The organism is Candidatus Paceibacterota bacterium (assembly GCA_026195275.1).
Lineage (GTDB): Bacteria > Patescibacteriota > Minisyncoccia > Phycocordibacterales > JABMNX01 > JABMNX01.
Genome location: JAPHQU010000004.1, coordinates 1 through 23514 on the forward strand (window position 1 = coordinate 1; position 23514 = coordinate 23514).

29 protein-coding genes and 5 tRNA genes are annotated in these 23514 nt (G+C 47.5%); 24 read left to right on the forward strand and 10 right to left on the reverse strand.

What is annotated here, in order from left to right:
• Positions 1-149: 149 nt before the first annotated feature.
• The 4 genes from OQJ98_02440 to OQJ98_02455 all read right to left on the reverse strand — a co-directional run bounded on the left by OQJ98_02440 (position 150) and on the right by OQJ98_02455 (position 3368).
• A complete protein-coding gene (locus tag OQJ98_02440) occupies positions 150-2312 on the reverse strand; it encodes a CDP-glycerol glycerophosphotransferase family protein (GenBank protein MCW9054817.1) in 2163 nt (720 codons plus the stop codon).
• An 86-nt stretch (positions 2313-2398) separates the two neighbouring features.
• Entirely contained in the window at positions 2399-2860 is a 462-nt protein-coding gene (locus OQJ98_02445) for a hypothetical protein (protein ID MCW9054818.1), read from the reverse strand.
• Between the two features lie 85 nt (positions 2861-2945).
• Positions 2946-3209, reverse strand: a complete 264-nt coding sequence (locus OQJ98_02450; GenBank protein ID MCW9054819.1) for a DUF5652 family protein — start codon at positions 3207-3209, stop codon at positions 2946-2948.
• 75 nt (positions 3210-3284) lie between these two features.
• A tRNA-Ser gene (locus OQJ98_02455) sits at positions 3285-3368 on the reverse strand.
• 126 nt (positions 3369-3494) lie between these two features.
• On the opposite strand from OQJ98_02455, the gene ruvX reads away from it, so the two are divergent.
• From ruvX to OQJ98_02495, 8 genes are all read left to right on the forward strand, one after another.
• Positions 3495-3887: a Holliday junction resolvase RuvX gene (gene ruvX, locus OQJ98_02460; GenBank protein MCW9054820.1), complete on the forward strand. Its 393-nt coding sequence runs from the start codon at positions 3495-3497 to the stop codon at positions 3885-3887.
• 16 nt (positions 3888-3903) lie between these two features.
• Positions 3904-4224 (forward strand): methionine--tRNA ligase subunit beta, encoded by a 321-nt coding sequence (metG, locus tag OQJ98_02465; protein ID MCW9054821.1) that lies wholly within the window; start codon positions 3904-3906, stop codon positions 4222-4224.
• Between the two features lie 2 nt (positions 4225-4226).
• Positions 4227-4823 carry a VTT domain-containing protein gene (locus OQJ98_02470; protein MCW9054822.1) on the forward strand — a complete coding sequence of 199 codons (597 nt, stop codon included), beginning with the start codon at positions 4227-4229 and terminating at the stop codon, positions 4821-4823.
• A 102-nt stretch (positions 4824-4925) separates the two neighbouring features.
• The gene (gene pilM / locus OQJ98_02475) at positions 4926-6029 is read left to right on the forward strand and encodes a pilus assembly protein PilM (protein MCW9054823.1); all 1104 of its coding nucleotides are present in this window, start codon (positions 4926-4928) and stop codon (positions 6027-6029) included.
• A 13-nt stretch (positions 6030-6042) separates the two neighbouring features.
• Positions 6043-6582, forward strand: a complete 540-nt coding sequence (locus tag OQJ98_02480) for a PilN domain-containing protein (protein ID MCW9054824.1) — start codon at positions 6043-6045, stop codon at positions 6580-6582.
• Positions 6583-6587: 5 nt separating this feature from the next.
• Entirely contained in the window at positions 6588-7118 is a 531-nt protein-coding gene (locus OQJ98_02485) for a hypothetical protein (GenBank protein MCW9054825.1), read from the forward strand.
• 4 nt (positions 7119-7122) lie between these two features.
• Positions 7123-7455, forward strand: a complete 333-nt coding sequence (locus OQJ98_02490; protein MCW9054826.1) for a hypothetical protein — start codon at positions 7123-7125, stop codon at positions 7453-7455.
• A 118-nt stretch (positions 7456-7573) separates the two neighbouring features.
• Positions 7574-7645 (forward strand) — tRNA-Arg (locus OQJ98_02495).
• 45 nt (positions 7646-7690) lie between these two features.
• Here OQJ98_02495 and OQJ98_02500 read toward each other — a convergent pair.
• A tRNA-Val gene (locus tag OQJ98_02500) sits at positions 7691-7767 on the reverse strand.
• 88 nt (positions 7768-7855) lie between these two features.
• Between OQJ98_02500 and OQJ98_02505 the strand changes: the two genes are divergently transcribed.
• The 7 genes from OQJ98_02505 (at position 7856) to OQJ98_02535 (ending at position 11865) form a co-directional block, all read left to right on the forward strand.
• Positions 7856-8134: an acylphosphatase gene (locus OQJ98_02505; protein MCW9054827.1), complete on the forward strand. Its 279-nt coding sequence runs from the start codon at positions 7856-7858 to the stop codon at positions 8132-8134.
• Between the two features lie 12 nt (positions 8135-8146).
• Positions 8147-8848, forward strand: coding sequence for a polyprenyl diphosphate synthase (uppS, locus tag OQJ98_02510; GenBank protein MCW9054828.1), 702 nt, complete (start codon positions 8147-8149; stop codon positions 8846-8848).
• A 34-nt stretch (positions 8849-8882) separates the two neighbouring features.
• On the forward strand, positions 8883-9629 hold the full coding sequence (locus OQJ98_02515) for an RluA family pseudouridine synthase (GenBank protein ID MCW9054829.1): 747 nt from the start codon (positions 8883-8885) through the stop codon (positions 9627-9629).
• A 25-nt stretch (positions 9630-9654) separates the two neighbouring features.
• A complete protein-coding gene (gene rplS / locus OQJ98_02520; protein MCW9054830.1) occupies positions 9655-10278 on the forward strand; it encodes a 50S ribosomal protein L19 in 624 nt (207 codons plus the stop codon).
• A 105-nt stretch (positions 10279-10383) separates the two neighbouring features.
• Positions 10384-10467: transfer RNA gene (locus OQJ98_02525), tRNA-Leu, on the forward strand.
• Between the two features lie 487 nt (positions 10468-10954).
• Positions 10955-11026, forward strand: a tRNA-His gene (locus OQJ98_02530).
• A 242-nt stretch (positions 11027-11268) separates the two neighbouring features.
• A complete protein-coding gene (locus OQJ98_02535) occupies positions 11269-11865 on the forward strand; it encodes a DUF2238 domain-containing protein (protein MCW9054831.1) in 597 nt (198 codons plus the stop codon).
• An 86-nt stretch (positions 11866-11951) separates the two neighbouring features.
• Here the strand turns inward: OQJ98_02535 and OQJ98_02540 are convergent, their stop codons facing one another.
• Both OQJ98_02540 and OQJ98_02545 read right to left on the reverse strand, forming a co-directional pair.
• A complete protein-coding gene (locus OQJ98_02540) occupies positions 11952-13130 on the reverse strand; it encodes a cation:proton antiporter (GenBank protein ID MCW9054832.1) in 1179 nt (392 codons plus the stop codon).
• 57 nt (positions 13131-13187) lie between these two features.
• Entirely contained in the window at positions 13188-13949 is a 762-nt protein-coding gene (locus OQJ98_02545; GenBank protein MCW9054833.1) for a ZIP family metal transporter, read from the reverse strand.
• 116 nt (positions 13950-14065) lie between these two features.
• Here OQJ98_02545 and OQJ98_02550 point away from each other — a divergent pair, with 116 nt between their 5' ends.
• From OQJ98_02550 to OQJ98_02575, 6 genes are all read left to right on the forward strand, one after another.
• Positions 14066-14881: an SIMPL domain-containing protein gene (locus tag OQJ98_02550; protein MCW9054834.1), complete on the forward strand. Its 816-nt coding sequence runs from the start codon at positions 14066-14068 to the stop codon at positions 14879-14881.
• Positions 14882-15358: 477 nt separating this feature from the next.
• Positions 15359-15541, forward strand: coding sequence for a preprotein translocase subunit SecE (secE, locus tag OQJ98_02555; protein ID MCW9054835.1), 183 nt, complete (start codon positions 15359-15361; stop codon positions 15539-15541).
• Between the two features lie 5 nt (positions 15542-15546).
• Positions 15547-16092: a transcription termination/antitermination protein NusG gene (nusG, locus tag OQJ98_02560; protein MCW9054836.1), complete on the forward strand. Its 546-nt coding sequence runs from the start codon at positions 15547-15549 to the stop codon at positions 16090-16092.
• A 158-nt stretch (positions 16093-16250) separates the two neighbouring features.
• Entirely contained in the window at positions 16251-16676 is a 426-nt protein-coding gene (rplK, locus tag OQJ98_02565) for a 50S ribosomal protein L11 (protein ID MCW9054837.1), read from the forward strand.
• 124 nt (positions 16677-16800) lie between these two features.
• Entirely contained in the window at positions 16801-17400 is a 600-nt protein-coding gene (locus tag OQJ98_02570; GenBank protein MCW9054838.1) for an adenylyltransferase/cytidyltransferase family protein, read from the forward strand.
• 4 nt (positions 17401-17404) lie between these two features.
• A complete protein-coding gene (locus tag OQJ98_02575) occupies positions 17405-18265 on the forward strand; it encodes a deaminase (protein MCW9054839.1) in 861 nt (286 codons plus the stop codon).
• Between the two features lie 33 nt (positions 18266-18298).
• Here the strand turns inward: OQJ98_02575 and OQJ98_02580 are convergent, their stop codons facing one another.
• The 3 genes from OQJ98_02580 to thyA form a co-directional block, all read right to left on the reverse strand.
• Complete coding sequence (locus OQJ98_02580; protein ID MCW9054840.1) at positions 18299-18760, reverse strand: hypothetical protein; 462 nt, start codon at positions 18758-18760, stop codon at positions 18299-18301.
• A gap of 71 nt (positions 18761-18831) precedes the next feature.
• Complete coding sequence (locus tag OQJ98_02585) at positions 18832-19335, reverse strand: dihydrofolate reductase (GenBank protein ID MCW9054841.1); 504 nt, start codon at positions 19333-19335, stop codon at positions 18832-18834.
• Positions 19336-19345: 10 nt separating this feature from the next.
• Positions 19346-20242, reverse strand: a complete 897-nt coding sequence (gene thyA / locus OQJ98_02590) for a thymidylate synthase (protein ID MCW9054842.1) — start codon at positions 20240-20242, stop codon at positions 19346-19348.
• A gap of 112 nt (positions 20243-20354) precedes the next feature.
• On the opposite strand from thyA, the gene OQJ98_02595 reads away from it, so the two are divergent.
• The 3 genes from OQJ98_02595 to OQJ98_02605 are packed head-to-tail and all read left to right on the forward strand — an operon-like array spanning position 20355 to position 23474.
• Positions 20355-21413 (forward strand): DUF2914 domain-containing protein, encoded by a 1059-nt coding sequence (locus tag OQJ98_02595; protein MCW9054843.1) that lies wholly within the window; start codon positions 20355-20357, stop codon positions 21411-21413.
• Positions 21414-21440: 27 nt separating this feature from the next.
• On the forward strand, positions 21441-23144 hold the full coding sequence (argS, locus tag OQJ98_02600; protein ID MCW9054844.1) for an arginine--tRNA ligase: 1704 nt from the start codon (positions 21441-21443) through the stop codon (positions 23142-23144).
• A 60-nt stretch (positions 23145-23204) separates the two neighbouring features.
• Positions 23205-23474, forward strand: a complete 270-nt coding sequence (locus tag OQJ98_02605) for a hypothetical protein (protein ID MCW9054845.1) — start codon at positions 23205-23207, stop codon at positions 23472-23474.
• Positions 23475-23514 lie beyond the last annotated feature (40 nt).

Sequence of the window (23514 nt, forward strand, 5' to 3'; positions counted from 1 at the left end):
CTGTTTTTCAACATGGCATACAACATAACAAACCTCCATATGTATCTATTCACCACCTAGACAGCCTAGATGATAATTTCTAGCTACATTATAGCATCTATATATAGAAAGTCAATATCTACTATGTTGTACCATGAAAAAAGTTAGACTCAAGACTTTTTGATGCTCTGGTTTTTCATAAGTAAGGTTAAGTATTTACCGAGTAGTCTAATAGAGTTCCCCCAAAGAGCAACAAGGAAGAGAAGCATGTCCCTGCGGTTTGGTCTTAGTAAGGGGAGAGAATTACTCACAATTGAGATTATTGAAACCGTGTAGTATTTCTTGAGATTGGGGTGACGTATCCCCGTTAGAGTGTATGCAACACCTTCTCGTAGTCGATCCTTGAAAAAAGATTTCGAAGTTTGGCACTCAAGGTCTGTTACTGAAAGAGGAGTGAAGACCATGTCACCACCTAGGTCGAGCGCTTGCTTTTTAATCCACATTTCGAGTAGTTGAATAGTTTGCATTTCTTGAGGTAATTGTATCTTCTTTAGAACATCTTTGCGATAAGAGATGTTTGATAGTTTACCCGCGGGATTTTGCCAGAATAGACCATTTCTTATCTCGTAAAGCAATCCAATGAATTTAGGCTCCTTCTGAATTCCAAACTTCTTTCCAAGTTCAAAATAATCGAATTCATCATACAGATTATAAAGTGGGCTGTGTCGAACTATATTACCCCCGACAGCTACCGCATCGGGATGTTTCTTGTGGGTCATATACATGCGCGTAAGCCAGTCGATTGGCGCGACGCAGGTGTTTCCGATAAAGCACACATAACCCCCTCGTGCTTTAATAATCGATTCTTTCAAAAAAGACACGATTGGCAACTGTAAATCATTGGTTATAATCTCATAATTCTCATGCGGGAATTCTTGTAAATGCAAAGACCTGTTTGCCTCTTTCGTAGCAGATATATCATTTGATATGGGGAGTACCACAATGCTAAAGACCGGTTCGTTTTCGGGGACATCTTTTTCCATCAGTCCTCTTGAGAAGCTTCGGTACGCACATAGTCTCTTGTAATCCTCCCTTTCATTCATGTATCGCAACCCTACTGATTCTAGGACATTCTGCTCGAGTGCTTCAGCAAGATGGTAAAAGATTGGTTTTTCTGATGGTTTTTTACCCGAAAGTTCCTTTATTGCTGTTGCGGCTCGAGCCCCCGACGATCCATCGTTATAAGAAAAGAGGCGTTCCCGAAGTTGCCGCCGCTTCTTTTTTTGAGGTATATCATTCTTGAGGGTCTTATTGACTTGAGTAGAGAGCTCCTCTGGTTTGTGTATGGTTATAGTGGTTCCGTCTTGTTTAATGCGTTGCTCTATACTGTTCGAGTAGGTGAGTGCCATTGTCTTGCCGCGCCGGCGATCCTTTATTTTCTTGTGTTCAACGTCGAGGAAATCATTTGAGTGGAAGTCTGTTGTGATAATGGGTTTATCCGCAAGTATGGCATCAAATATAGCGCTTGAGTTATCACTTAATACCACATTGGCTACCTTGAAGAGCTGAAGCAGATCCGTGTCATCTTTGTAGAGAATAATTCGCTCATCAGTAAGTTTTTTGACACGTTCAGGTTCCTCGCGAATGGTGTAGTAGTGAAGTTTTACAATAACGTTATAGTCGGAAGCGAGCTCTTTAAGCTCCTCGGCGAGCTCATCAATAGAGCAGAGGTCGCTGTGGGTGGGGAGGTAGAGCACCGTCTGTTTGTCCGGATCAAGTCTGTCTCTGATTATTTTAGTGACATTGTTGTCGAGCGTTTTGTTGAACCAATCGTCAAATTTTGGGTTACCGACTATTACTGATTGTGTGTAAAGGGAGAAGAATGAATGGTCATATTCCCCATATGCGAGTATCAGATCAAAGAGGCGTTTGTAGAGGCCATAGGTGGTAAGTTCCTTTCCAACTCCATAGGTAAGGTGCACTTTTTTCTTGTCTATATTGCACTGTAAACGCATGCAGCCGCGGTGCCAGACGGATACCAACGTCTCGTATTTTGAGAAAAAATCTTCCAGGTAGTTCTCAAAATGATAGTCACTGTAGTTTAGTATCCTGAAGTTTACACGCTCTTTCTTTAAAAGTACGACCAGGTCATCGACAAGATCATGATGTTGTTCAATGGGAAAGAAAACACCAGCATCTACAATGAATTCAGCTTCATCCTTAAGATGCACATACACGTTCTTGTATACGTAGTATTGAAATGGGTAAAAGATGACAAACCCTATTTTTGCATTTGGGTTCGTATTATCTTCCACAACGTCTCTTTTGTTCATATTTCCTAGGTGGCATTTGAAAGTGTCTGCGTCGTTGAGGTGGTAATTTATGGTTAAGATGACACATTAAGAATATAACATTATGTTTAGAATCCGAAGAATTCAAGGATGCGGTGAGCAATGGGTTCATGCAACTCTTCTTCGTCGAGTTTTTCTAGAAGCATTTGGCGGACTTGCTCCGGTGAGGTGTTGCGAAGTGGAATAACAAGGTACGACATTAGGAATCGCTGAGATTTTACAATAAGTGCCGGTGAGTCGTCTTCTTCATCCTCCTCTACCCAGAACGACTCCAGGGTAGTGAATGGGTAGAGGGTATCGTCAATCACAATACCACGACGACCAATCTCAAATCGCATCAGATCAGGTTTTTTTGCGGCAAGAAGCGCAATGGTAAAGGCCCCGACAAATATGAGGAGCGCAAAGAGGATATTCTCAAAGAGTATTGCGGTGATCGCGCCGGAGAGTGCGATGATGCCGAGTGCCCAAAACCAATCACCGCTTTTCTCAGTGTGGTCGTGCTCGAAATCTTGCCAACTAATTGAATTCATATGAGTAGGTAGAAGGAGCGCTGGGCGCGTTTTATACGCTTATAGTATCACGAGAGCGCTAAAGAGAGCACCACAGGTGTGTGAGTTACGTCACACTTTCTCCGTCTTCGGTTTTCTGCTCAACCGGCTTCTCTCCTCGGCTTCTCTTTGAGAAGAAGTAATAGTAGAGAATATCCAAGATTCCGGCAGTGTTGATGACAAGGAGTGCAATGAACCACCATTTATCAGACCCACGTGCAGCTTTCCACAACGCAAGCCCCTTCCAGGTGATGGTCCACACCATAAGGACGAGAAACAGAAAAAAGAATAGTGAGCTTTCTGTGTGCATACCAAAGAATAATTGATTCATATCATTATTGTAGCAACATAGGGATAAATCTCAAATAAAAAACAGATGGCACAAAGCCACCTGTTTTTATCACTGCGGAGGAGGTGGGACTCGAACCCACAAGCGGTTTCCCGCGCCTGTTTTCAAGACAGGTCCGTTACCAATTCCGGGCACTCCTCCAATATGTAGTGAAGCTATACTACCAGATTAGAAGAGAAAATGCCAAAGCGCCAATATAGTTCCGTTAACTAAACTATATTGGCGCACTCCTTTCATCTTTCATCCTTCACCCTTATACTGAGTCGTATGAGAATACTCGGAATAGATTACGGTACAAAAAAAGTGGGCGTTGCACTCTCAGACGACACGCTCTCTCTTGCGTTCCCGAAGGCGGTGTTAAAGAATGCTCCTTCACTCATGGGAGAGATCAGGGGTATGGTTGCTGCAAATGACGTAGGAGAAGTGGTGGTCGGGCAATCGCTCAAGCTCTCCGGTGAAGACAATTTGCTTATGGATGACATCCGGCGGTTTGTTGAACGACTTGAAAAGGAGGTTAAGCTTCCGGTCAACCTTGAGCCGGAGTTTCTTACCTCTGCTGAAGCGCGGAGAGGGGGAGTGCCAGAAGCGCTTGTGGATGCCTCGGCAGCAGCGCTCATTTTGCAACGCTATCTTGATAAGCGTAAGGAGAAAGAAGAGTAGTGTATAATACGAAACAATGATCTCTTTTGACGATTTCAAAAAAGTGGAGATACGTCTTGGCAAAGTTATTTCAGCCGAGCGTGTGCCGGAGACTGATAAACTAATCCGGCTTGAGGTTGATCTTGGTGATGAAAAGCGACAGATTGTCTCAGGTATCGCGGAGTATACTACTCCCGAGGATCTTGTTGGTCGCACATTCCCCTTTGTGACCAACCTCGAGCCGAGAATAATCAAAGGACTTGAGAGTAACGGTATGATCCTTGCAGCCTCAAATGACGCAGGGTTCTCATTTCTTGAGCCGTCCTCTGCGATCGCTCCAGGAACACGTATTGGATAATTATGTATCAACGTCTCACACTCCTTCATACGCGTAGTATTGACTGGTTTAAACAGCGTGCGCATGGGGCATACGCCAAAGCTTGGCTCTTCTTTCTTTCATTCACTGAATCGTCGTTCCTCTTTATACCACCCGATATACTATTGATTGCCATCTTGCTCGCTGGGTCTCGACAGTGGATGTATTATGGATTGCTTACATCGGTCGCCTCAATACTTGGTGCGGTGTTTGGATATGTTGTTGCATTGTTCTTCTACGACACTCTCGGTATTCACATTGTTGATTTTTATCACCTTAAAGAAGAAGTCGTCTTAGCGCAGACGCTTTTTAACAACAATGCGTTTTGGGTCATATTCACCGCCGCCTTTACACCGATCCCATATAAGGTATTTGTTCTTGCCGCTGGATTTCTTAAGGTGAATTTTTTTGTGTTTCTTGTTGCATCGATTATTGGTCGCAGTCTTCGATATATCATCATTGCGTATGTGGTGCATCTCCTTGGGGAGCGCGCAGTAAAGTTGTTGTCTCGTTACTCAATCGCGCTTACGATCGCAGTGGTTGTTATTGTTACTGTCTTTATCGTTAAGCAGATCATCTGATCATTTTTTGTTGGTAAGGGCAGTTCACTTGGTTGTGTATTTTGGTTTCGTTGAGCTAACAACTGGACACTCTTTGGGGGTTGACCGTATACTTAATCATATATGCAAGTGTTACCAGAGCACGAACGACGTTCCTCAATACACGAAAAAATCCTAGACTCTTTTCCTCCGCCAAAGTTTCTCAATATTGCCGCAACTGGCGTAGATATATCGGATACTTCGGTCAAGGTTATGCATCTTAAGCAGACGAAAGCTGGTCACATCCCCGACTTCTTTGAGGAGCGCAGGATGACACCGGGGATCGTGCATGGTGGCGAGATAAAGGATACAGAATCACTGGTCAAGGTGCTTACTGCGCTTCGAAGGAAGCATAATATATCGTTCGTGCGCGCGTCGCTCCCAGAGGAGAAAGCATATCTCTTTCAAACAACCGTTCCACATATTGAAGATCGGAAACAGCTGAGAAACAATATTGAATTTCAACTCGAGGAACATGTGCCTATTTCTCCGGAGCAGTCAATATTTGACTATGACATTATTGAGGTGCGACCGGAAGGTATTGAGGTGAGTGTGACAGTCTTTCCAAAACCGGTTATCACTAACTATCAGCAGGCGTTTCGTGAGGCAGGCATGACACCGGTTGCTTTCGAGATTGAGGGGCAAGCCATGGCGAACGCAATCATTCCACGTGGAGATGTTAAGACATACATGATCGTTGATTTTGGTCGTAAGCGTAGTGGGATCTCAATAGTGAAGAATGGCATCGTAACCTTTACTTCAACTGTCGATGTTGGTGGTGATGAATTAACCGAGCATATCATTGAGTATCTTGGGGTGAATGAGTCTAAGTCATTGAAGTTCAAAAACAAAGAAGGTCTTCTTGGTCTTGATGAAGGAAACAAAGAACTCCACGATGCACTTATTCAATCAGTAACCTCACTCAGGGACGAAGTTCATAGGCACTTCCTCTATTGGAATAATCGGGAACGTGACCACGGAAAGGATTATCAAGTGGGGGAAATTATCCTCTGCGGAGGGAATGCGTCGCTTGCGGGGTTGCCCGAATTTCTTTCTTCTACGGTAAAAGTGCCGGTGACGCGAGCTGATGTGTGGCAGAACGCGTTTTCATATGAGGAATACATACCGCAGATGAGTCGAGAGACCGCACTTTCGTATGCGACAGTGATTGGTTTGGCGCTTACGTAGTAGGAACAACAACATGGCAAACGTATTACCACAAAAAGAACGAAAGAGGTTTCAGCGAGAGTACGCGCTCCGTCTTGGGGTTGTTGTCCTCGTGTTGGTAATAATCTCTGCAGTGTTCTGCAGCATTCTTCTTGTCCCCTCATTTTTTATGTCGATCCTTAAAGAGGAATCCATTGCTCGACAATCTGAACTTATTAATAAGGCAATCGCTATTCGTGAGAAGGATGCGTCGACAGCTTCGCTCCTCATATTTCGGCAGAAGCTTAATGCTCTCAAAGAGATACAAGAGCAGGTGCTCCAAACAGATGTTATTGAGACAATCGCGCGAAACACAAACGATTCGGTGGTTGTTGACGCGCTTTATTATACAAAGGGAAGTGATGCTACTTCCCAAGTTAAGGTCTCTGGGCGCGCGCGTTCACGGACCATGCTTATTACGTTCGCGGACAACCTTAATCAAGAGCATCTCTTCACCTCGGTCGATCTGCCCGTTTCTAATCTCGCAAAAGACTCGAACATTGTCTTCTCAATGACGCTCACTGGAGAATTTTAGATTATATGAAACTAAAGATATCAAAAGTTCAAAGTATGCTGATCGGAGCAATCCTCGGAGCGGTAATTGCTCTTGGAGTATACGGCTTCTTATTTTTTGAGATAAAAAATAAGAATAACCAGGCCTCAATCCTCCAGAATCAACTCGATATTGAGATCAGGAAGGATCAACGACTCAGGTCAATCAAACAGCTCTTGAGTGAACTCCATGTCGAGGTTGATACGGTCGATAGATATTTTGTAGGTGCTGACGAGGTGGTCGATTTTCTTGAGGAACTCGAGTTGCTCGGAAATATTGCTGATGCTTCAGTGGAGGTAAATTCAGTAAGCGTGTCAGAAGGTGGAGAGGCTATTCCATACGAACACCTGCGTGTAGAATTTCACACGCAGGATCGGTGGGTAGACCTGATACACATTGTCTCTCTTTTGGAGACGATGCCATACGGAGTACGCATTGAACGTTCCCAGATTGAGCGTGTACCAAATTCAACCCTTTGGCAGGCACACATCATTTTCACAGTGTTAAAGCTTAAGTAAGTTTATGAATATAGAAACGATACAAAAAGAGATAAAGAGATACGCATCATTCATGACACTCGCGAGTATAAGTTCACGACCACGCGTCTATCTTCATTGGGAGATTATCCTTATGGTATTTGTAGTATTCAATATCTTCATGCTCTTTTTTAGTGGATATTTATTCCTTCAAGTAAACAGCGGCACGATCTTTTTAGTCGAGCAATCGGGACAAGTCCGGGTAGAGAGTGTTGACCGCAGTGAAATGCAGGAGGTTCTCACTTCACTTGAGGGAAGAAGTGCACTCTTTGAACAAAGAAAGAGTGCGGGGGTGCGTATTGCTGATCCGTCTCAGTAATATAGACAGTTTCAAAAAAGTCTGTTCCCGTGTATAGTGTGGGTGCACTCGTAGTCCCAATGTAAAGTCGGGGTTTCGACCAAAGCGTCGGGATTCAATGGTCTCCAGCACTACAATTGCTTCTGTAGCTCAAAGGATAGAGCAGCGCTCTTCTAAGGCGTTGATCCTGGTTCGAGTCCAGGCAGAAGCACAGTAAAAACAAAAGAATCCAGTCTGATAAGACTGGATCTTTTTCTGGTGGGCGCTGAGGGATTCGAACCCCCGACCTACCCGGTGTAAACGGGTTGCTCTAGCCAACTGAGCTAAGCGCCCTCTTTGTGGGTACGCATTATAGTACCCCATTTTTCTACTTTTTCAACTTCTTCTGGTATTTCACCTACTTTGCACTACAATGCGTATAATGGAAAATCAAGAGATTACCTGTAAGATAACGGGGAAAGTCCAAATGGTTATGTTTCGTGATTTTGTGCAGCGCCACGCGCGTTCGCTCGGGATTCGTGGTACGGTAGAAAATCTGGACGATGGCTCGGTTGAGGTGGTCGCACAGGGGAGCGAGGACAAGCTCAAAAAGCTTATAGAGCACCTCCATAAAGGGCCGTTTCTCGCACGAGTGCTTCGGGTGGACACACGATGGCGGGAACCAAGTGGAGAGTTTGATAGTTTTAGTATTTTATATTAGATAGAAAAGGATATGGAGAACAAGAAGAATATTCCAAAATGTATTGGCATCATCATGGACGGCAACCGTCGGTGGGCAAAAGAGCAGGGGCTCACGTCGCTTGAGGGGCACCAACGTGGGTACGAGAAGCTTAAAGAAGTTCTTGGGTGGGCTAAGGATGTGGGTATTGAAAACATGATCACCTACGCGTTCTCCACAGAGAACTGGAATCGTTCAGAGGAGGAGGTTTCTTACCTGTTGGATCTGTTCCGTAAGATGTTGACCGAAGAGCTTGAAGAACTGATGAAGGAAGACGCACGCATTATCTTCGCCGGAGACATATCGCGTTTCCCGGAGGATATCCAAACAAGCATTGCTGAGGTTCACAAGAAGACTAAAGACAAGACCCCGTTCACCCTTGTTGTTGCACTCTCGTACGGCGGGAGGGCTGAAATCTTGCGTGCGGTCAATGAGATCGTCATGAACGCTGACTCGGGAGACAAGCACGTGGTCACTGAAGAAGAATTTGCGCGACATCTTTGGACGAAGGATGTCCCCGACCCGGACATGATTATACGTACCGGCGGTGAGTGGCGTCTTTCCGGTTTCTTGCCGTGGCAATCAGTCTACAGTGAACTCTTTTTCCCAGAAACTTATTGGCCGGCGTTCACCAAGGAAGAGTTCGACGGACTTATTGCAGAGTTTGCGCAGCGCGAGCGGCGAAGAGGAAAGTAAGTGAGTTTGAAGTTGGAAGTTATAAAGTCTGCAGATGGAAATACCAATATTATACGAAGATAATGATCTTGTGGCGATAAATAAGCCCGCGGGTCTTATTGTGCATTTTGACGGTCGCAACGAAGAGCCCTCAATTGTTGATTGGCTGCTTGAGCGCTATCCGGAAGCAGCAGGAGTGGGGGAGGACGGTGTGAGCCCTCAGGGTGTGCATATTCCGCGGTCGGGTATCGTGCATCGACTTGATCGCACCACCTCAGGTGTGATGATTGTTGTAAAGACCCAAGAGGCACACACGTTCATCAAAAAGCAGTTTCAAGAGCGCACTATGGACAAGCGGTACGCGGCGCTGGTCTACGGACACCCAAAGGCCGACCGTGGTGTGATCGATATGGAGATTGGTCGCACAAAAAAGAAGCCACGAAAATGGAGTGCACAACCGGGAAAGAGTGGCACGCTTCGCTCGGCAATCACTGAGTGGCGCGTGATCGATCGTCTCTTGGATTCTGAAACAGGAGAGCCCGTCACCTACCTCACCGCAAGCCCAAAGACCGGACGTACACATCAGATTCGTGTCCACCTCAAAGCAATCCACCACCCTATTGTCTGCGATCATATCTACGCACCTAAAAAGGTGTGTATTGGCGGGCTGGAGCGTCCAGCGCTCCACGCGCGCTCAATCAGCTTCAATCTCCTTAATGGTGAGCGCAAGACCATTGAGGCACCACTGCCGGAGGATTTTGAGCGAGTACTCAAAAACCTACGTAATATTGCAGAAGAATAACGGTTGTGCTAAAGTTCCTACCACTATGAATCAAGCAGCAGGCCAAGAAGGAGTCAAGATCTCTCCAGTCAATATGGACAACCGCAAGGAAATCGGAATCCGTGTCGGTGATAGTGTTCGTGTGTGGCAGAAGATCGAAGAGAAAGGAAAGACGCGACTTCAGGCGTTTGAAGGTTTGGTGCTTGCCCGCAAGCATGGCGACGAGCCAGGAGCAACATTCACTGTACGCCGCGTTTCAAGCGGCGTCGGGGTTGAGAAGATCTTCCCGCTCTACTCTCCTATGATTGATAAGATCGAGATTGTGAAGCGATCAAAGGTACGCCGTGCGAAGCTCTATCATATTCGTGAGAAGGTTGCGCGTGAGATCAAGCGTCAGATGCGTAAGATGCAGCTCGTTGATATCACTTCAAAGTCTGAGACTGAGGAAGCGGCAGCTGCTGAGGCTGCAGTGAAGGCAGCGGAAGAGGCTGAAGCAGCAAAGGTCGCGGAGGCAGAAGCGGCAGCAAAAGCTGCTGAAGAAGCAAAAGCAGCCGAAGTGGTTGCCGAGACAGAAGAAGCTCCGGCAGAAGAAGAGAAGAAAGAGGAAGCTCCGGCAGAAGAGCCCGCTCCGGCAGAAACACCTACAGAGGAAGATAAGAAATCAGAGTAAGACTCAATTTATTTTATACAGAGAAAGCCGAGGTTCGCGCCTCGGCCTTTCTTTTGGCGTTTACAAAACCCTCAAAGTTCTTTAGAATGGACGAGTTACATATATGCCCAGGTGATGAAATTGGTAGACATGCACCCTTGAGGGGGGTGTGTCCGTATGGACGTGCTGGTTCGACTCCAGTCCTGGGCACAATGGTAAACAAAAACGACAAGTTGCAACTTGTCGTTTTTGTTTAGAACGCAATTTGCATTGCGTTCGTGCCATTGTGCCAGGCGGAGGCATGTCCCGAGCTGTGAGAGGGAAGCCGAGCCCGGGGAGGAAGTGCTTAGCGAGATGGAGTGCGAAGCACGAACAGTGAGCTTAGCAACTTGACCCCACAAAGCTCTAGAAACCTGACGCCCAGGTAAAAAATGAAAACAGGCGAGCCCGGGGAGGGAGTTCTTAATGAGCGTAGCGAATTTAGAAACTCGACCCCACACAGTAAACAAAGCAGGTTGCTCGCGCGTCGTGTAGTGCATTGGGAAGTGGACGTTCGTGTACCTCAATCGACTTTCGTCACTTCTCTACGCGATTGCTCGACTTTTGAACCATAAATCTGGTATAGTCGAGAGGTCTCCGAGTTATGAATAAACGCCTCATACCCATGAGGCGTTTAAAGACTCAAGGGATATATATGGTGCCTATGGTGTAACGGTTAACACGGGGGTTTGTGGAACCCCAAATTCGAGTTCGATTCTCGGTAGGCACCCAACATACAGTTAGGCCCTGACACGATAGTGTTGGGGTCTTACTGTATGTCGGTACATACTAGAATCGAAAGACGGAGCCAGTACACAAGACGAGCGGAGCGAGGGCTTGTCGGCGAGTCCGGGGAGGAAGTTCTTAGCGAGCCTGCGAGCTTAGAAACTTGACCCCGATTCTCGGTAGGCACCCAAGACACACCCATCTACATTGGAATGTAAATGGGTGTTTTTTGATATACTAAGGAGTATGAAATTCGGATTTGGTGAGTGGCTCCTCGTTCTGTTTAATACTCTGTATATTGCAGCGTTCGGGCTCTACTATGTGAGTATCAAAAACTATGAGTTCCTCTGGTATGTGGCAGTGCTCGTCTTTTTCTTTACACTCATCCTTACCACACTCTCAAAAAGCAACTTCAATCAATTTATTCTCTGGTGTCTCTCGATCTGGGGACTGCTCCACATGGCGGGTGGTGGCATCCCGGTGGGCGACAGTGTGCTCTATGCATACCAGGTACTCCCGCTCTTTAACGGCACTGGAGACTTTGTTCTTATTAAGTTTGATCAGCTCGTGCACGTCTTTGGTTTCTTTGTGACAACACTTGTGGCATTTCATTTGCTTCGCCCATATCTTAACAACAAGACTCGATGGTCTGTGGTGTACGCACTTCTTGTGCTTATTGGGATGGGTGCAGGGTCACTTAATGAGATCGTTGAGTTTATCGCAGTGGTCATATTCTCTGAGACAGGGGTCGGTGGCTACGCGAACACGCTTCTCGACTTAGTGTCTAACACGATTGGAGCTATTTTAGCGATTGGTGTGATTCATTTCCGTAGAAGAGACTGATACATTTCTCCTTATTATAAAAAAATAAATCCTTGTACTTACCAGTCTGCAGGCAGGTTTCATCCGCGTGGCATACAAAAGCAGTACTACTTGATGTGGTTTCTGTATGCTGCGCGCTGTATTCGTGTACTAAATATATTCATCAGCGCAGGGCTTATAACAACAGTCACCACACTCAGAGCAACCATGGCGGTGAGCAAACCCTCTCCAATGAGGTTAAGAGAGAACGCAGAGAATGCGACTGCGAGCGTTGTTGAGAGTTGTGGAATTGACGAGATACCAAAAAGAAGCGATTGATCGTTGCTGAACCCGACCAACCTACCACCAAGCCAGCCGCTAATCAGTTTTGATGACATTGAAGCAAGGATGACGCCTATAGTGAGCAGTGCCGCACCACTGACGTTTGCGAAAACTCTGATGTCGGTTTGTACACCGATGAGTATAAAAAACACCGGTACAAAAAAACCGTAGCTAATAGTGTGAATATTTTCTCTTATTTTTGGGTTTACTATTGAGTCTGAAAGAACAAGACCAACAAAGAACCCTGCAATAATATGGTGAAGCCCGAGCAGTTCGAAGACAATTACTGTCCCAACGAGTATCAGAAAAGTTGAACGGAACTCTTGCTGGAAGAGATCTTTTGTTCCACGCACTCCCGCAGTAAAGAGCCAGCGGATTTTAGGGAGTAGTAGGCGGAACATCACCAGGATGACGATGAGGAGTGGATAGAATAAATAAAGCGGGATTTGGGTAACTGGATCGATGCTCTGAAGGACGATGGAGAGAAGTATTAAACTTGCAATGTCCTGTATCACCGTCGTCATAATCACTGACTGTCCGAGGCGGGTGTGAAGGAGTCCAAGTCTCTCAAGAGAGGGTATAACCACAGCAATTGAGGAAGAAACAAAGATGATCCCAATGAGGATGGCAATCGTCAGACTGTGACCGAGCGTGAGTGCAAGTCCAAAACCAACAATAAACGGTATAGCACCGTTAATAAGAGAAAGGAAGAGTAATTGTCCTCGAAAGTTCTTAAAGCTCGAGAGATTTGTCTCGAGCCCTGCCATGAACATTAGGAATATGAGTCCGATTTGCGCAATAAAATCGAGTGTGGGGGTGACCTCAATAAGGTTAAACACATGCGGTCCCACGAGTATGCCACCAAGGATGAGTCCCACCACCCACGGCACGTGCACACGTCGGAATATCATTGAAAAGACAACTCCGGCAAAGAGTATTAAGAAAAGAGGGTAGAATTCTCCCATGCGTATATTGTAGCAGGATTATTGCTGAGTATCGCCCCTCTATACGGTGCGCTGTTGTTATTCAACAAGAGTGAGCGCGAACATAAGTCCGATACCAATCATAATGCCCATGAGCTGAAGGAGTGATTTACGCGCAGTGGTTGTTTTATGGAGTTCGGGTACTAAGTCTGAGCCGGCGATATAGAGGAAGGACCCGGCGGCAATTGCAATAAGCGCGGGTGTTGCGTGCTCGATAAACGAACCTAAGAAGAGTGCAGCAAGAGCACCAAGAACAGCACTGAGTCCAGAGAGGAAGTTCACGAGAAGCGCTCGCGCACGGCTGTAGCCGGCGTGGATGAGTACACCAAAATCACCAATCTCTTGCGGGATCTCGTGGAGGATGACCGCAAGTGTTGTCGCGATACCTACTTCAATACTTACCAGATACGCAGCGCCGATGATTGCGCCGTCGAGGAGGTTGTGAATACCGTCTGAGAAAAGGATGATGCGACCAACCGGATGGATCGCACACGCCCGATGCTCTTCATTGTTGCCGTGATGGTGGTGCCAGTGGAAGAATTTTTCAAGGACGAAGAAGGTAAAGATACCGACAATGATATAGAAAGCTGCGTGCGTGGTGTCCTCAAAGAGCTCGAATGCCTCTGGAATGAGGTGAATGATTGCGTCACCAAAAAGAGCTCCCACCGCGAGACTCACCAGAAAGAATATTGAGCGCCTAAGGACTTCTTTGTTGATTGAAATAGTAATAGCCCCAACAAGAGAGATGAGGCTAACAATAAAGACACTTATGAGTGCGTAGAGCGTTATTGACATGTGCATACTATACAGTCTTGGGGATACTCCAACAAGAAGGCGGAGCGATGATTTTTTAACTGTGGGTGGTATTATAATAGGTACATTACAAATAAACGAGAACGAGTACTATGGAAAATAATATGAATACTCATGAGCGAATACTCAATAAAGCGTACACATCAGGTGTTGTCCGTACGTTGAGTGCGCTCACACTCACGCTTCTTTCGCTTTTCTTGCTCACCCTCGTGGTCACCGAGGTCCGCGAGTGGCGCTTCATTGGCTCTGGAGTCATTCCAACCAATACAATCACGATTCAAGGTGAAGGTGAGGTCTTTGCGGTGCCCGACACTGCGCTCTTTAGCTTCTCAGTAATCAAAGAAGGGGAAAGTGCGGAGGCAGTCCAAGAAGAAGCAGCGCAGGTGACGAACGAAGCGATTGCCTACCTCAAAGAGAACGGGGTGGAAGACCGTGACATTAAGACCATCTCATACAATGTCTACCCGCGATACGAGTGGCGCAAGATCCAGTGTATTACCTACCCATGCCCAGAAGGGAAGCGAGAACTTGTCGGCTTTGAGATCAATCAGAGCGTCCAGGTGAAAGTGCGCGATACCAAGAAGGCGGGCGAGCTCCTTTCTGGGGTTGGCAGCTTTGGCGTTGAGAATATCAGCGGACTCCAGTTCACTATAGACGACGAAGATGCACTTTCGCGCGAAGCCCGACGGGAAGCGGTCGCTGACGCAAAGGAGAAAGCGGATGCACTCGCAGATGATCTTGGTGTGCGACTTGTGCGCATTGTAAGTTTCAATGAGTATGGTTCGCCGGTCGCGTATCCACGCTTTGAATCAGTGGCATATGGGGTTGGTGGAGACGTGAGCAGTAAGACTGTTCCTGATCTTCCGGTAGGCGAGAACCGCATCACCTCTCAGGTGAGCATCACCTACGAGATACAATAACCATCAGTATCTCATGAAAAACACCCGTATCTAGCAGGGTGTTTTTTAATGATATTGACTTAGGTATGATGCGTGGTATTCTCCTTCCAGACATTCTTCTTCTCTATCTGAAATCCGAGGGGGATATAATGAGAGAACGCACAACACGAGAAAAAAAGACCGGAGGTCTCACGTTGCTGGAGGTCGGCAACAATCAGTGTCTCTGGCCTGTCGCAGGCGGCGAGGAGAAGACGACTCCCTTTTCCTTCTGCGGAGCGCCCACAGAGAGGGATGAGTCGTATTGCGCCACTCATGCAGAGCGTGCATATACTCGACGCAGAAGGAGACCAAACACAAAAGGTGACTAACTATCGCCACACCGGCGTCCAGAGAAATATTGGGCGCCGGTTTATTTTTGACTTTCCGTTGTTGTCATGCTATTCTTCAAAAAACACCCCCAGCGGGGGTTTTTAAATAGGGTGCTAATTTTATCATTTTATGAAACGATTCATTCAATACATCCGGGATACTCGAGGTGAGCTCAAGCACGTCTCGTGGCCAACAACAAAACAGACGACCATCTTTACTATTCTTGTTGTTGTGATCTCGCTCGTGGTCGCAGTACTTCTTGGATTCTTCGACTTCGTGTTTACTAACGTACTTGATAGGCTCTTTCTCTAAACACTATGGCAAAACAAGACAACAACATCGGGCGCCACTGGTATGCTATTCACACCTACGCGGGATATGAGAATGCGGTTTTGCGTAATCTTAAACAACGTATCGAGTCTCTTGGTATGGAAGATCGTATTTTTGATGTGGTGGTGCCGACCGAGAAGAAGGTGAAGATCAAAGGTGGCAAGCGTGTCGAGGAGGCGGAGAAAATCTACCCCGGCTACGTACTTGTTGACATGATCGTGACCGATGATTCTTGGTATGTAGTGCGCAACACACCGCGCGTGACCGGATTCGTTGGTTCAGGTACCAAACCGGTACCGCTCACTCAAGTTGAGATCGATGAGCTCTTCTCACGTATGCACTCAGATACGGTCAAGCACAAAATTGACCTCAATGTTGACGATGTGGTGACTATCGTTGATGGTCCATTTAAGGAGCTTGAGGGTAAGGTTGGCGAGGTTGATGAAGATCGCGGCAAGGTGAAGGTACTTGTGCCAATGTTTGGTCGCGAGACGCCGGTAGAGCTCGACTTCTTGCAGGTTAAGAAGATATAGAAATTATTATAAGTGTAGCGAATTAGGATTTCTCAACCCCTCACTTGGCGCGTTGTATATCATAATCAAGTATGTTATATATGAGTGGCTTAAGATAACAAACCAAGTGAGGGGTGTAAGATTTCTAAACTCACTTCATTCGTTAAGAACATCTAATCATGGCAAAGAAAATAACACGAAAGATAAAGCTCCAGATTCCCGCAGGGAAGGCTACTCCGGCGCCACCAGTCGGTACCGCACTCGGTCCTGTTGGTATCAACATTGGCGAATTCGTAAACCAGTTCAACGAGCAGACCCGCGAGCTTGGTGGCGATATCATCCCGGTGGAGCTTTCGGTATATGATGATCGAACATTTGATTTCATCCTTAAGACCTCACCTGCCTCACGACTCCTTTTGAAGAAACTTGGCAAGCCAAAGGGTTCAGGAAAGAACCTCGTCAGCAAGGCAGGAACTCTTACTAAAGCGCAGGTGCGCGAGGTAGCGGAAGAGAAAATGCCTGACCTCAACACCAACGATATTGAACAGGCAACAAAGATTATCGAGGGTACCGCGCGAAGTATGGGAATCGAGGTGAAAGAATAAGGGTTAAATAAAGAGGAAACATAAAAACACAACTCGCGCTTTCACGCGAGTTGTGTTTTTACATTCCCGTATGGTACCGTTCCATCAGAAATAAATTGTTCCTAGACACAGAAAGGATAGACTCATGGAACGCTCAGGTATTCTGTCCTCGGACTGCGCTCCTGAGGAGCGTTTTGTTGAGGATTACACCAAGTTGAAGGATATTGTTGAAGCAATCCGCAAGCTTGGCGGTAAGATCGTTTTGACAAGCGGTTCGTTTGACCTTGCCCACATCGGTCACGCTCGATATCTCCGCGAAGCCCGTCTGCGTGGTGACTTCCTTGTTGTCGGTGTCGAAAGCGACGAGCGCATCCAAATACGTAAAGGACCAAATCGCCCGATCGTCCCTCAACATGAACGCATTGAAGCACTCACTCACCTCCGGTACGTCGACATGGTCACCCTGAAACATAAGGGTGATGAGTCGTGGATGTTGATCAAGACTGTTCGTCCTGATGTCCTCGTTATCTCAGAACGAACTGGGTATTCCGGCGAAAAGGTCGAGAGGCTCAGAGAGTTCTGCGGTGAGGTGGTGAATCTTCCCTCCCAAGCGGAGACAAGCACCAGTGCTCGTCTGCGTGAGATGCAGATAGGCGTCCTTGGTCCAGCAATTGAATCAATGGAAGGAGCTGTAGAAGTACTTGCTGCTGGGCTTACGCGGCTCAGGGGGATGAAAGGAGGGTAGGTGTATGAAGAAAATTGCTATCGCCTACATTCCGGTGCTTCACAGCGGGTATCTGGAGTTTTTCAGAACAATCCCGAGTGACGTACCGCTCTTCATCATCTCCGAAGACCTCATCGCTTCTTTTGGTGGTGAATTTGACTACCTCAAAAGAAAAGACGCGCTTCGTGCGCTCTCATCCTCTGAGATGGTTAAAGCTGTGCAGGGGCTCAGTCTCTTGCGGCTCAAGGATGTCCACTCATTGAATGTGCCGGCTGTACACCTTTTGGAGAAAGAAGATCTCTTGATCGTATGTCCGAACGAGGACATCACCCGAGCGGTTGTAGAAAAATACTTCTCGGGCGCAGAGGTGGAATTCCACTCCATCTTCTTGAGATGGCATCGCGACAATGTTGATGAGCAGAATGCTGTCAGCGCACATCGTTCAGTGAACGTTGAATCGCTTCATTATGAAATGATGGAGCGTGCGCAAAAAGAAGCTGACAAGAGCTTCGATTGGTGGCGGCAAGTTGGCGGGGTGTTGGTTAAAGACAATACTCCTATCTTGTACGCTCGCAACACGCATGTGCCAGATGAACAAGGTTCGAATGTGTTCGGTGATCCGCGCAGTATCTTCAAGCGAGGAATCCGACTCGACCTCACAACAGCAGAGCATGCCGAAGCGATCTTGATTGTGGAAGCTGCACGCCGTGGAATCTCCACTGAGGGTGCGTGGCTGTATGTCACAGCGTTTCCGTGTCCGAGTTGTGCGATGCATATTGCACGGGCAGGAATATCCCGATGCTACTTTAGCGGCGGATACGCAAAGCTTGACGGCGAATCGACATTGAAAGATGCCGGTGTCGAACTTGTTCTTTTGGAAACCTAAAACCCCCGAGGTCATTGCCTCGGGGGTGTTTTCTTATCTCTTCTTGTATCCAAGCTTGACGCGAAGCTTTTCAGCGTCCTCAGAATGAGGCCCGCCAACTAAGAATTGAGCGTGCAGATGCGCCACCGACGATCCAGTGTAATCCATGTCCCCAAAACGCATGAACACAGCCCCACCATTCGGCGCATGTTTTTCATTCAGCATGCTCACAAAACGGCCGAATTCAACCCAAGCCTCTTGGTCTACTTCCGTGACGTTTGTCGCGTGCAGTTTGTAGACAAGGAGGTAGTGGGCAGAGGTGCCATCGTATGGATAGTCATTTTTGGTAACTACCCACCACTCACCCTCTTCTTCAATGGGGGAATTGTGGTATTTTTCAAAGTGTTCTCTGCAGAAGGGACAGACGCCGTCTTGTGCAATTTGTTCCATTTGCTTTTGTTGCGCGTCCCCACGTGTGTGTTTGAAATTCAAAAATGTAGTTTTTTTCTCACGCATAGATTTGTGTGTATCTAAAATAGTATCACCATGGCTCTAAAAAGAAAAAGCCCGACACATTCTGTGCGAGCTTATCTCCTTCGTTTATATTCGAAGAAGTCGAAAGGAAATTTATCTTCTGGCTGCCGGGTACCTTCTTTGTGTACCACAAGCTTCCATTCTCTCGAATCCAATTTTGGGAAGGTTGCATCTCCTTCGACACCATCATCGTGGACTACGGTCAGGTAGATATACTCCGTAGATGGGAGGGCGAGTCGGTATATTTCTCCGCCTCCGATGACAAAGACCGCTTTACTCTCTCGAGCGCCGACAGCCAGTGCATCCTCAAGTGTCGATACCACTTCGCACCCTTCAACCTCCAAACCACTTTGGCGCGTGAGGATAACATTCACGCGTTTTGGCAATGGCTTTCCAATGGACTCAAAAGTCTTTCGGCCCATAACAACCACGGAGCCGATGGTGAGCTCTCGGAAGTGACGAAGATCACTCGGCAAGCGCCACAGCAACCTTCCATTACCACCGATAACTCGTTTTTCGTTTATCGCGACAATGAGAGATGGTTTTTCTGTATGCATCACCACCTCCTTAAATCGCAACCGGTATTTCAAGCCCCGGGTGAGGATCGTACTCTTCAAGCTCGAAATGATGCGGCCGGAAGTCGAAGAGGTTTTTCACACCCGGATCGACTTTGAGAATCGGAAACGGACGCGGTACACGGCTCAAGACCGTCCGGACTTCTTCAACTTGGTCCGCGTAGATGTGTGCGTCCGAGAACGAATGACTGTACTGCGCCGGCTCAAGTCCGGTCACCTGCGCAACCGCAAGCAGAAGCGCGAAGTACTGAACCATGTTGAACGGTACCCCGATCGGCATGTCAGCGCTCCTTTGAAACATGTGCAGATACAGTTTCCCGTTGAGAACCCGGAAGTGCATCCATCCATGGCACGGTGAGACGACTGCCTTCTGCAGTTCACTACCCCAGCCGTTGTAAAACGGAATCCAAGGATGCACAAAGATGGTGCGCCGCTTGTAGTTTTCCGGGTTTTGCAACTGCTCGACAGCGTGAGCGAGCTGATTGAACCCTTGTCCGTCAGGCATGGGGAAATCGTGGAACGCTGCGCCATAGGAGCCGGGACCGAGGTCACCAACCGGGACACCAATCTTGGTGCACTTCCGTTCACTTGCCCACTTTCCCCACCAAGTCACCCCAAATTCTTTGAGGGTGTCGAGGTCGCGGGCGCCGTTGATGAACGCCAGGATTTCGCCGACGCCGGCTTTCCAGGGGATTTTACGTTCGGTAATGACGGGTGCTCCGTTTTGAACGGGGAACACCATCGGTGCGAGTTCCCCAAAGCAGGTCAATGCCCCGACATCCTGAGGGGTTTCCTTCTCGAGACGTCCGTCATCGAGGATGTGCCACAAACGATCCTGATACTGTGTATCGGGCGTACGTTCTTCAAGGGTACGATAAAACATCGCCATCTCCTGTTTCTATGAATGTGTAAGGACTGAATCTGGTGTCAGAGTACGTTCTTACATCAGGCAAGTCAAGAAATGGTCGAATTGGCTTCGTTTGTATATACTCAATATATATATGTTCAAAAGGACAATCACTTTCATAAGAAAACATCGACAGCACCTGCCAACAGTGGCGATCTTCTCAGGTTTTATCTGGGACTCACTTACGCTCGGCCGGCCGGACCAGCTCTACAGCAACTTAGTCATGCTTGCGTATCTCTTTATCGCGGGTTCATGCATCATCTTTATGGCGCAGCGCGAGGAGACTGGAGCTCCGCAGTCGCTTTGGGCGCAGACGCTCACACAGTTCTCGTTTGGCAACCTCGCGAGTGGTCTTCTGGTGCTCTACATGGGTAGTGCCACTTTAATTGGGAACTGGCCGTTCCTTCTTATTCTTCTTGCACTCCTTATCGGGAACGAGTTTGTGAAGAACCGGCATCAGCGCATTCGTTTTTCTGTCGCGGTGTACTACCTGCTCATTCTCGCGTATCTCATTGTGCTCATTCCCGTGCTCACGCGTACCGTGGCATCGTGGACGTTTTTGGTGAGTGCGTTTGCGAGTCTGGTGGTTGTAGTAGGCTACCTCGCCATCATTCGCAAGATCGCGCGAAGAGTCTACGATGAAGATCGACGACTGCTTGTACGGAGCGTTCTCGCGATTGTGGTTACTTTTAGTTTTCTCTATTATGCGAACCTCATTCCGCCCGTGCCACTCTCGGCGCGCGAGGTGGGGATCTATCATTCGGTCACGCGTACCGAGCTTGGCTACGAGGTAATGTATGAAAAGCATTGGTATGAATTTTGGAAGAACTCTGACTCGACGATACATGCGAAAACACCAGTAGCGGTTGGATGTTTTAGCTCAGTTTTTGCACCGGCTGATATTACAATTCCTATACAGCATGTCTGGGATGAATATAATCCGCGAGCAAGGGAGTGGGAGGTGCGCGAAGTGTTTGACTTCCCGGTCGCCGGTGGGCGTGAGGAAGGATATCGTGGATACAGTATCAAACGAGTCGAGGTGGGGAAGTGGCGCTGTTCGGTCGAAACCAATCGCGGAGCCCTTCTCGGTCGAGCGGCGGTCAATGTTGAATATTCAGAAGATAAGTACCCGCTCGTTGTCGAGTCGCGCTAAAGAAAGATTTCAGATATAGTTGATGGCATGATCGAGGAGAAACTCATTAACTTAGTGCGGAGCGCGCTCACTGAGCTCGGCATTGAAGCAGAAGACATTAAACTGGAACACCCAGCGGACCTCTTTCATGGGGATTTTTCTTGTAATGCGGCGATGGTGCTCGCGAAAGAAGCAAGGAAGAGCCCACGCGAGCTCGCGGAAGAGATCGTACGATATATCGAAGAAAATAAGCCAAGTGAGGTTGAGAAGGTTGCGGTTGCAGGTCCTGGTTTCATAAACTTCGATCTCTCACGAGAATTTTTCATACAGAACGTTCGTGATGTGCTCGAGGCAGCTTCGGTGTGGGGGAGAAATGATGCACTCAAAGGCAAGAAAGTAATGGTCGAGTACACTGACCCGAATCCATTCAAAGTTTTCCATATAGGGCACTTAATGAGTAACGCCATTGGTGAGTCGGTCTCGCGTCTCATTGAGTTTTCTGGCGCGGAAGTGAAGCGGGCGAACTACCAAGGTGACGTCGGACTCCATGTTGCAAAGGCGATCTGGGGGCTGAAAGAAATAGATGCACCAATTGAGAGTGTTGAGATGCTTGGCAAAGCATACGCAGCAGGAGCTGTAGCATACGAAAGTAATCCTGTAGCAGAAAAAGAGATTAACGAGATCAATCGCGAAGTATACGAGCGAAGTAATGAGGAAGTGAATGTTCTTTATGACACTGGGCGCACACTCTCGCTCGAGCATTTTGAAGAGATATACAAAAAGCTTGGCACAAAATTTGATCACTATTTCTTCGAGAGCGAAACGGGTCCTCTTGGTAAAGAGATCGTTGAAGAGTATTTATCGAGTGACGCCAGCGCAAAAGATTCTGTTTTCAGAGAGAGTGATGGTGCTGTTATTTTTGATGCCGAAACCCACGACCCATCCCTCCACACACGTGTGTTCCTCAACTCAGAAGGATTACCAACCTACGAAGCTAAGGAGCTTGGTCTTCTCAAGAAAAAGAATGAAACATATCCATTTGATATTTCAATCACCATTACCGCGGAAGAGCAACGAGAGTACTTTAGAGTAGTTAAAGAAGCGATGAAACAGATATTTGGTGAGCTTGCAGAGAAGGTGGCGCACCTCACCCACGGCACGCTGCGGCTTACGAGCGGCAAGATGTCGTCGCGTACCGGGGACGTGATCAGTGGTGAGTCGCTCGTCAATGACGTGGAAGTCGAAGTCGAGAAACGCATGGGCGCATTCAATGTTGAGGGGGTACGAGAGACTGCAGAATCAGTCGCGGTTGCGGCGATTAAATACTCAATCCTCAAACAGTCGACTGGACGAGATATTATTTTTAACCCTGAGCAAGCACTCTCCTTTGAAGGAGACTCCGGACCATATCTGCAGTACACAAACGCACGCATCGGCTCGCTCCTGGAGAAGGCGAGAGAGAGCGGAGTTGAAGTTGGCATCTCGACACCACTTCCTCAGGCAACCGATGTTGAACGTTTACTGTATCGTTTTCCTGAGGTGGTGCGCCGTGCCACTGAGAATTATGAGCCACACTATATTACCAACTATCTCACCGAGCTCGCCGGAGTATTCAACAGTTGGTACGGGCAAGAAAAGATACTCGACGGTACACCCGAGGTGTCGTATCGTCTTGCTATCGCGCACGCGGTTTCGACAACTCTCCAAAACGGACTTTGGCTTCTTGGTATCAAAGCGCCGGAGCGAATGTGATTGTTTGCATGTTTTAAGGTGTCTGTGATAGGGTTCACGCAGATTGATATGGAGGTGGACATGAAAAGTGGAGATATCTCTGCCGTGGAGGCGGCATTGGGACAGGGGTCTCTTCGTTTCCCACTATTGCTGGTACCTGCAGGTCTTGGAGATGACACGTGCTTGGAGTGGCTCGTGACGAATATGTGCGAGCTCAGGAATGTGTTTTCAGACGTGCTTCGTGAGTCATATGACGACACCGCGATCATGGTGTCGCGCGCCGGCTGGAGTGGGGATCATTGGAATACATTTCGTGAACCTGATCTCGAGAATCAGGTAAGGCTGCAGTGAATATCGCTGCAGCCTTTTCTTTTGTGGGGGATACAAATTT

Excerpts from the sequence above, each read along its gene's own strand:
- OQJ98_02535 (MCW9054831.1), top strand. The coding sequence starts at position 11,269 with ATGAAATTCGGATTTGGTGAGTGGCTCCTCGTTCTGTTTAATACTCTG.
- OQJ98_02445 (MCW9054818.1), bottom strand. The coding sequence starts at position 2,860 with ATGAATTCAATTAGTTGGCAAGATTTCGAGCACGACCACACTGAGAAA.
- uppS (MCW9054828.1), top strand. The coding sequence starts at position 8,147 with ATGGAGAACAAGAAGAATATTCCAAAATGTATTGGCATCATCATGGAC.
- nusG (MCW9054836.1), top strand. The coding sequence starts at position 15,547 with ATGGCAAAACAAGACAACAACATCGGGCGCCACTGGTATGCTATTCAC.
- OQJ98_02485 (MCW9054825.1), top strand. The coding sequence starts at position 6,588 with ATGAAACTAAAGATATCAAAAGTTCAAAGTATGCTGATCGGAGCAATC.
- OQJ98_02490 (MCW9054826.1), top strand. The coding sequence starts at position 7,123 with ATGAATATAGAAACGATACAAAAAGAGATAAAGAGATACGCATCATTC.
- ruvX (MCW9054820.1), top strand. The coding sequence starts at position 3,495 with ATGAGAATACTCGGAATAGATTACGGTACAAAAAAAGTGGGCGTTGCA.
- OQJ98_02585 (MCW9054841.1), bottom strand. The coding sequence starts at position 19,335 with ATGCATACAGAAAAACCATCTCTCATTGTCGCGATAAACGAAAAACGA.
- OQJ98_02580 (MCW9054840.1), bottom strand. The coding sequence starts at position 18,760 with ATGCGTGAGAAAAAAACTACATTTTTGAATTTCAAACACACACGTGGG.
- rplK (MCW9054837.1), top strand. The coding sequence starts at position 16,251 with ATGGCAAAGAAAATAACACGAAAGATAAAGCTCCAGATTCCCGCAGGG.
- OQJ98_02545 (MCW9054833.1), bottom strand. The coding sequence starts at position 13,949 with ATGCACATGTCAATAACGCTCTACGCACTCATAAGTGTCTTTATTGTT.
- OQJ98_02605 (MCW9054845.1), top strand. The coding sequence starts at position 23,205 with ATGAAAAGTGGAGATATCTCTGCCGTGGAGGCGGCATTGGGACAGGGG.
- rplS (MCW9054830.1), top strand. The coding sequence starts at position 9,655 with ATGAATCAAGCAGCAGGCCAAGAAGGAGTCAAGATCTCTCCAGTCAAT.
- OQJ98_02570 (MCW9054838.1), top strand. The coding sequence starts at position 16,801 with ATGGAACGCTCAGGTATTCTGTCCTCGGACTGCGCTCCTGAGGAGCGT.
- OQJ98_02550 (MCW9054834.1), top strand. The coding sequence starts at position 14,066 with ATGAATACTCATGAGCGAATACTCAATAAAGCGTACACATCAGGTGTT.
- OQJ98_02440 (MCW9054817.1), bottom strand. The coding sequence starts at position 2,312 with ATGAACAAAAGAGACGTTGTGGAAGATAATACGAACCCAAATGCAAAA.
- OQJ98_02470 (MCW9054822.1), top strand. The coding sequence starts at position 4,227 with ATGTATCAACGTCTCACACTCCTTCATACGCGTAGTATTGACTGGTTT.
- metG (MCW9054821.1), top strand. The coding sequence starts at position 3,904 with ATGATCTCTTTTGACGATTTCAAAAAAGTGGAGATACGTCTTGGCAAA.
- OQJ98_02480 (MCW9054824.1), top strand. The coding sequence starts at position 6,043 with ATGGCAAACGTATTACCACAAAAAGAACGAAAGAGGTTTCAGCGAGAG.
- thyA (MCW9054842.1), bottom strand. The coding sequence starts at position 20,242 with ATGGCGATGTTTTATCGTACCCTTGAAGAACGTACGCCCGATACACAG.
- OQJ98_02540 (MCW9054832.1), bottom strand. The coding sequence starts at position 13,130 with ATGGGAGAATTCTACCCTCTTTTCTTAATACTCTTTGCCGGAGTTGTC.
- OQJ98_02575 (MCW9054839.1), top strand. The coding sequence starts at position 17,405 with ATGAAGAAAATTGCTATCGCCTACATTCCGGTGCTTCACAGCGGGTAT.
- OQJ98_02595 (MCW9054843.1), top strand. The coding sequence starts at position 20,355 with ATGTTCAAAAGGACAATCACTTTCATAAGAAAACATCGACAGCACCTG.
- OQJ98_02450 (MCW9054819.1), bottom strand. The coding sequence starts at position 3,209 with ATGAATCAATTATTCTTTGGTATGCACACAGAAAGCTCACTATTCTTT.
- pilM (MCW9054823.1), top strand. The coding sequence starts at position 4,926 with ATGCAAGTGTTACCAGAGCACGAACGACGTTCCTCAATACACGAAAAA.
- argS (MCW9054844.1), top strand. The coding sequence starts at position 21,441 with ATGATCGAGGAGAAACTCATTAACTTAGTGCGGAGCGCGCTCACTGAG.
- OQJ98_02505 (MCW9054827.1), top strand. The coding sequence starts at position 7,856 with ATGGAAAATCAAGAGATTACCTGTAAGATAACGGGGAAAGTCCAAATG.
- secE (MCW9054835.1), top strand. The coding sequence starts at position 15,359 with ATGAAACGATTCATTCAATACATCCGGGATACTCGAGGTGAGCTCAAG.
- OQJ98_02515 (MCW9054829.1), top strand. The coding sequence starts at position 8,883 with ATGGAAATACCAATATTATACGAAGATAATGATCTTGTGGCGATAAAT.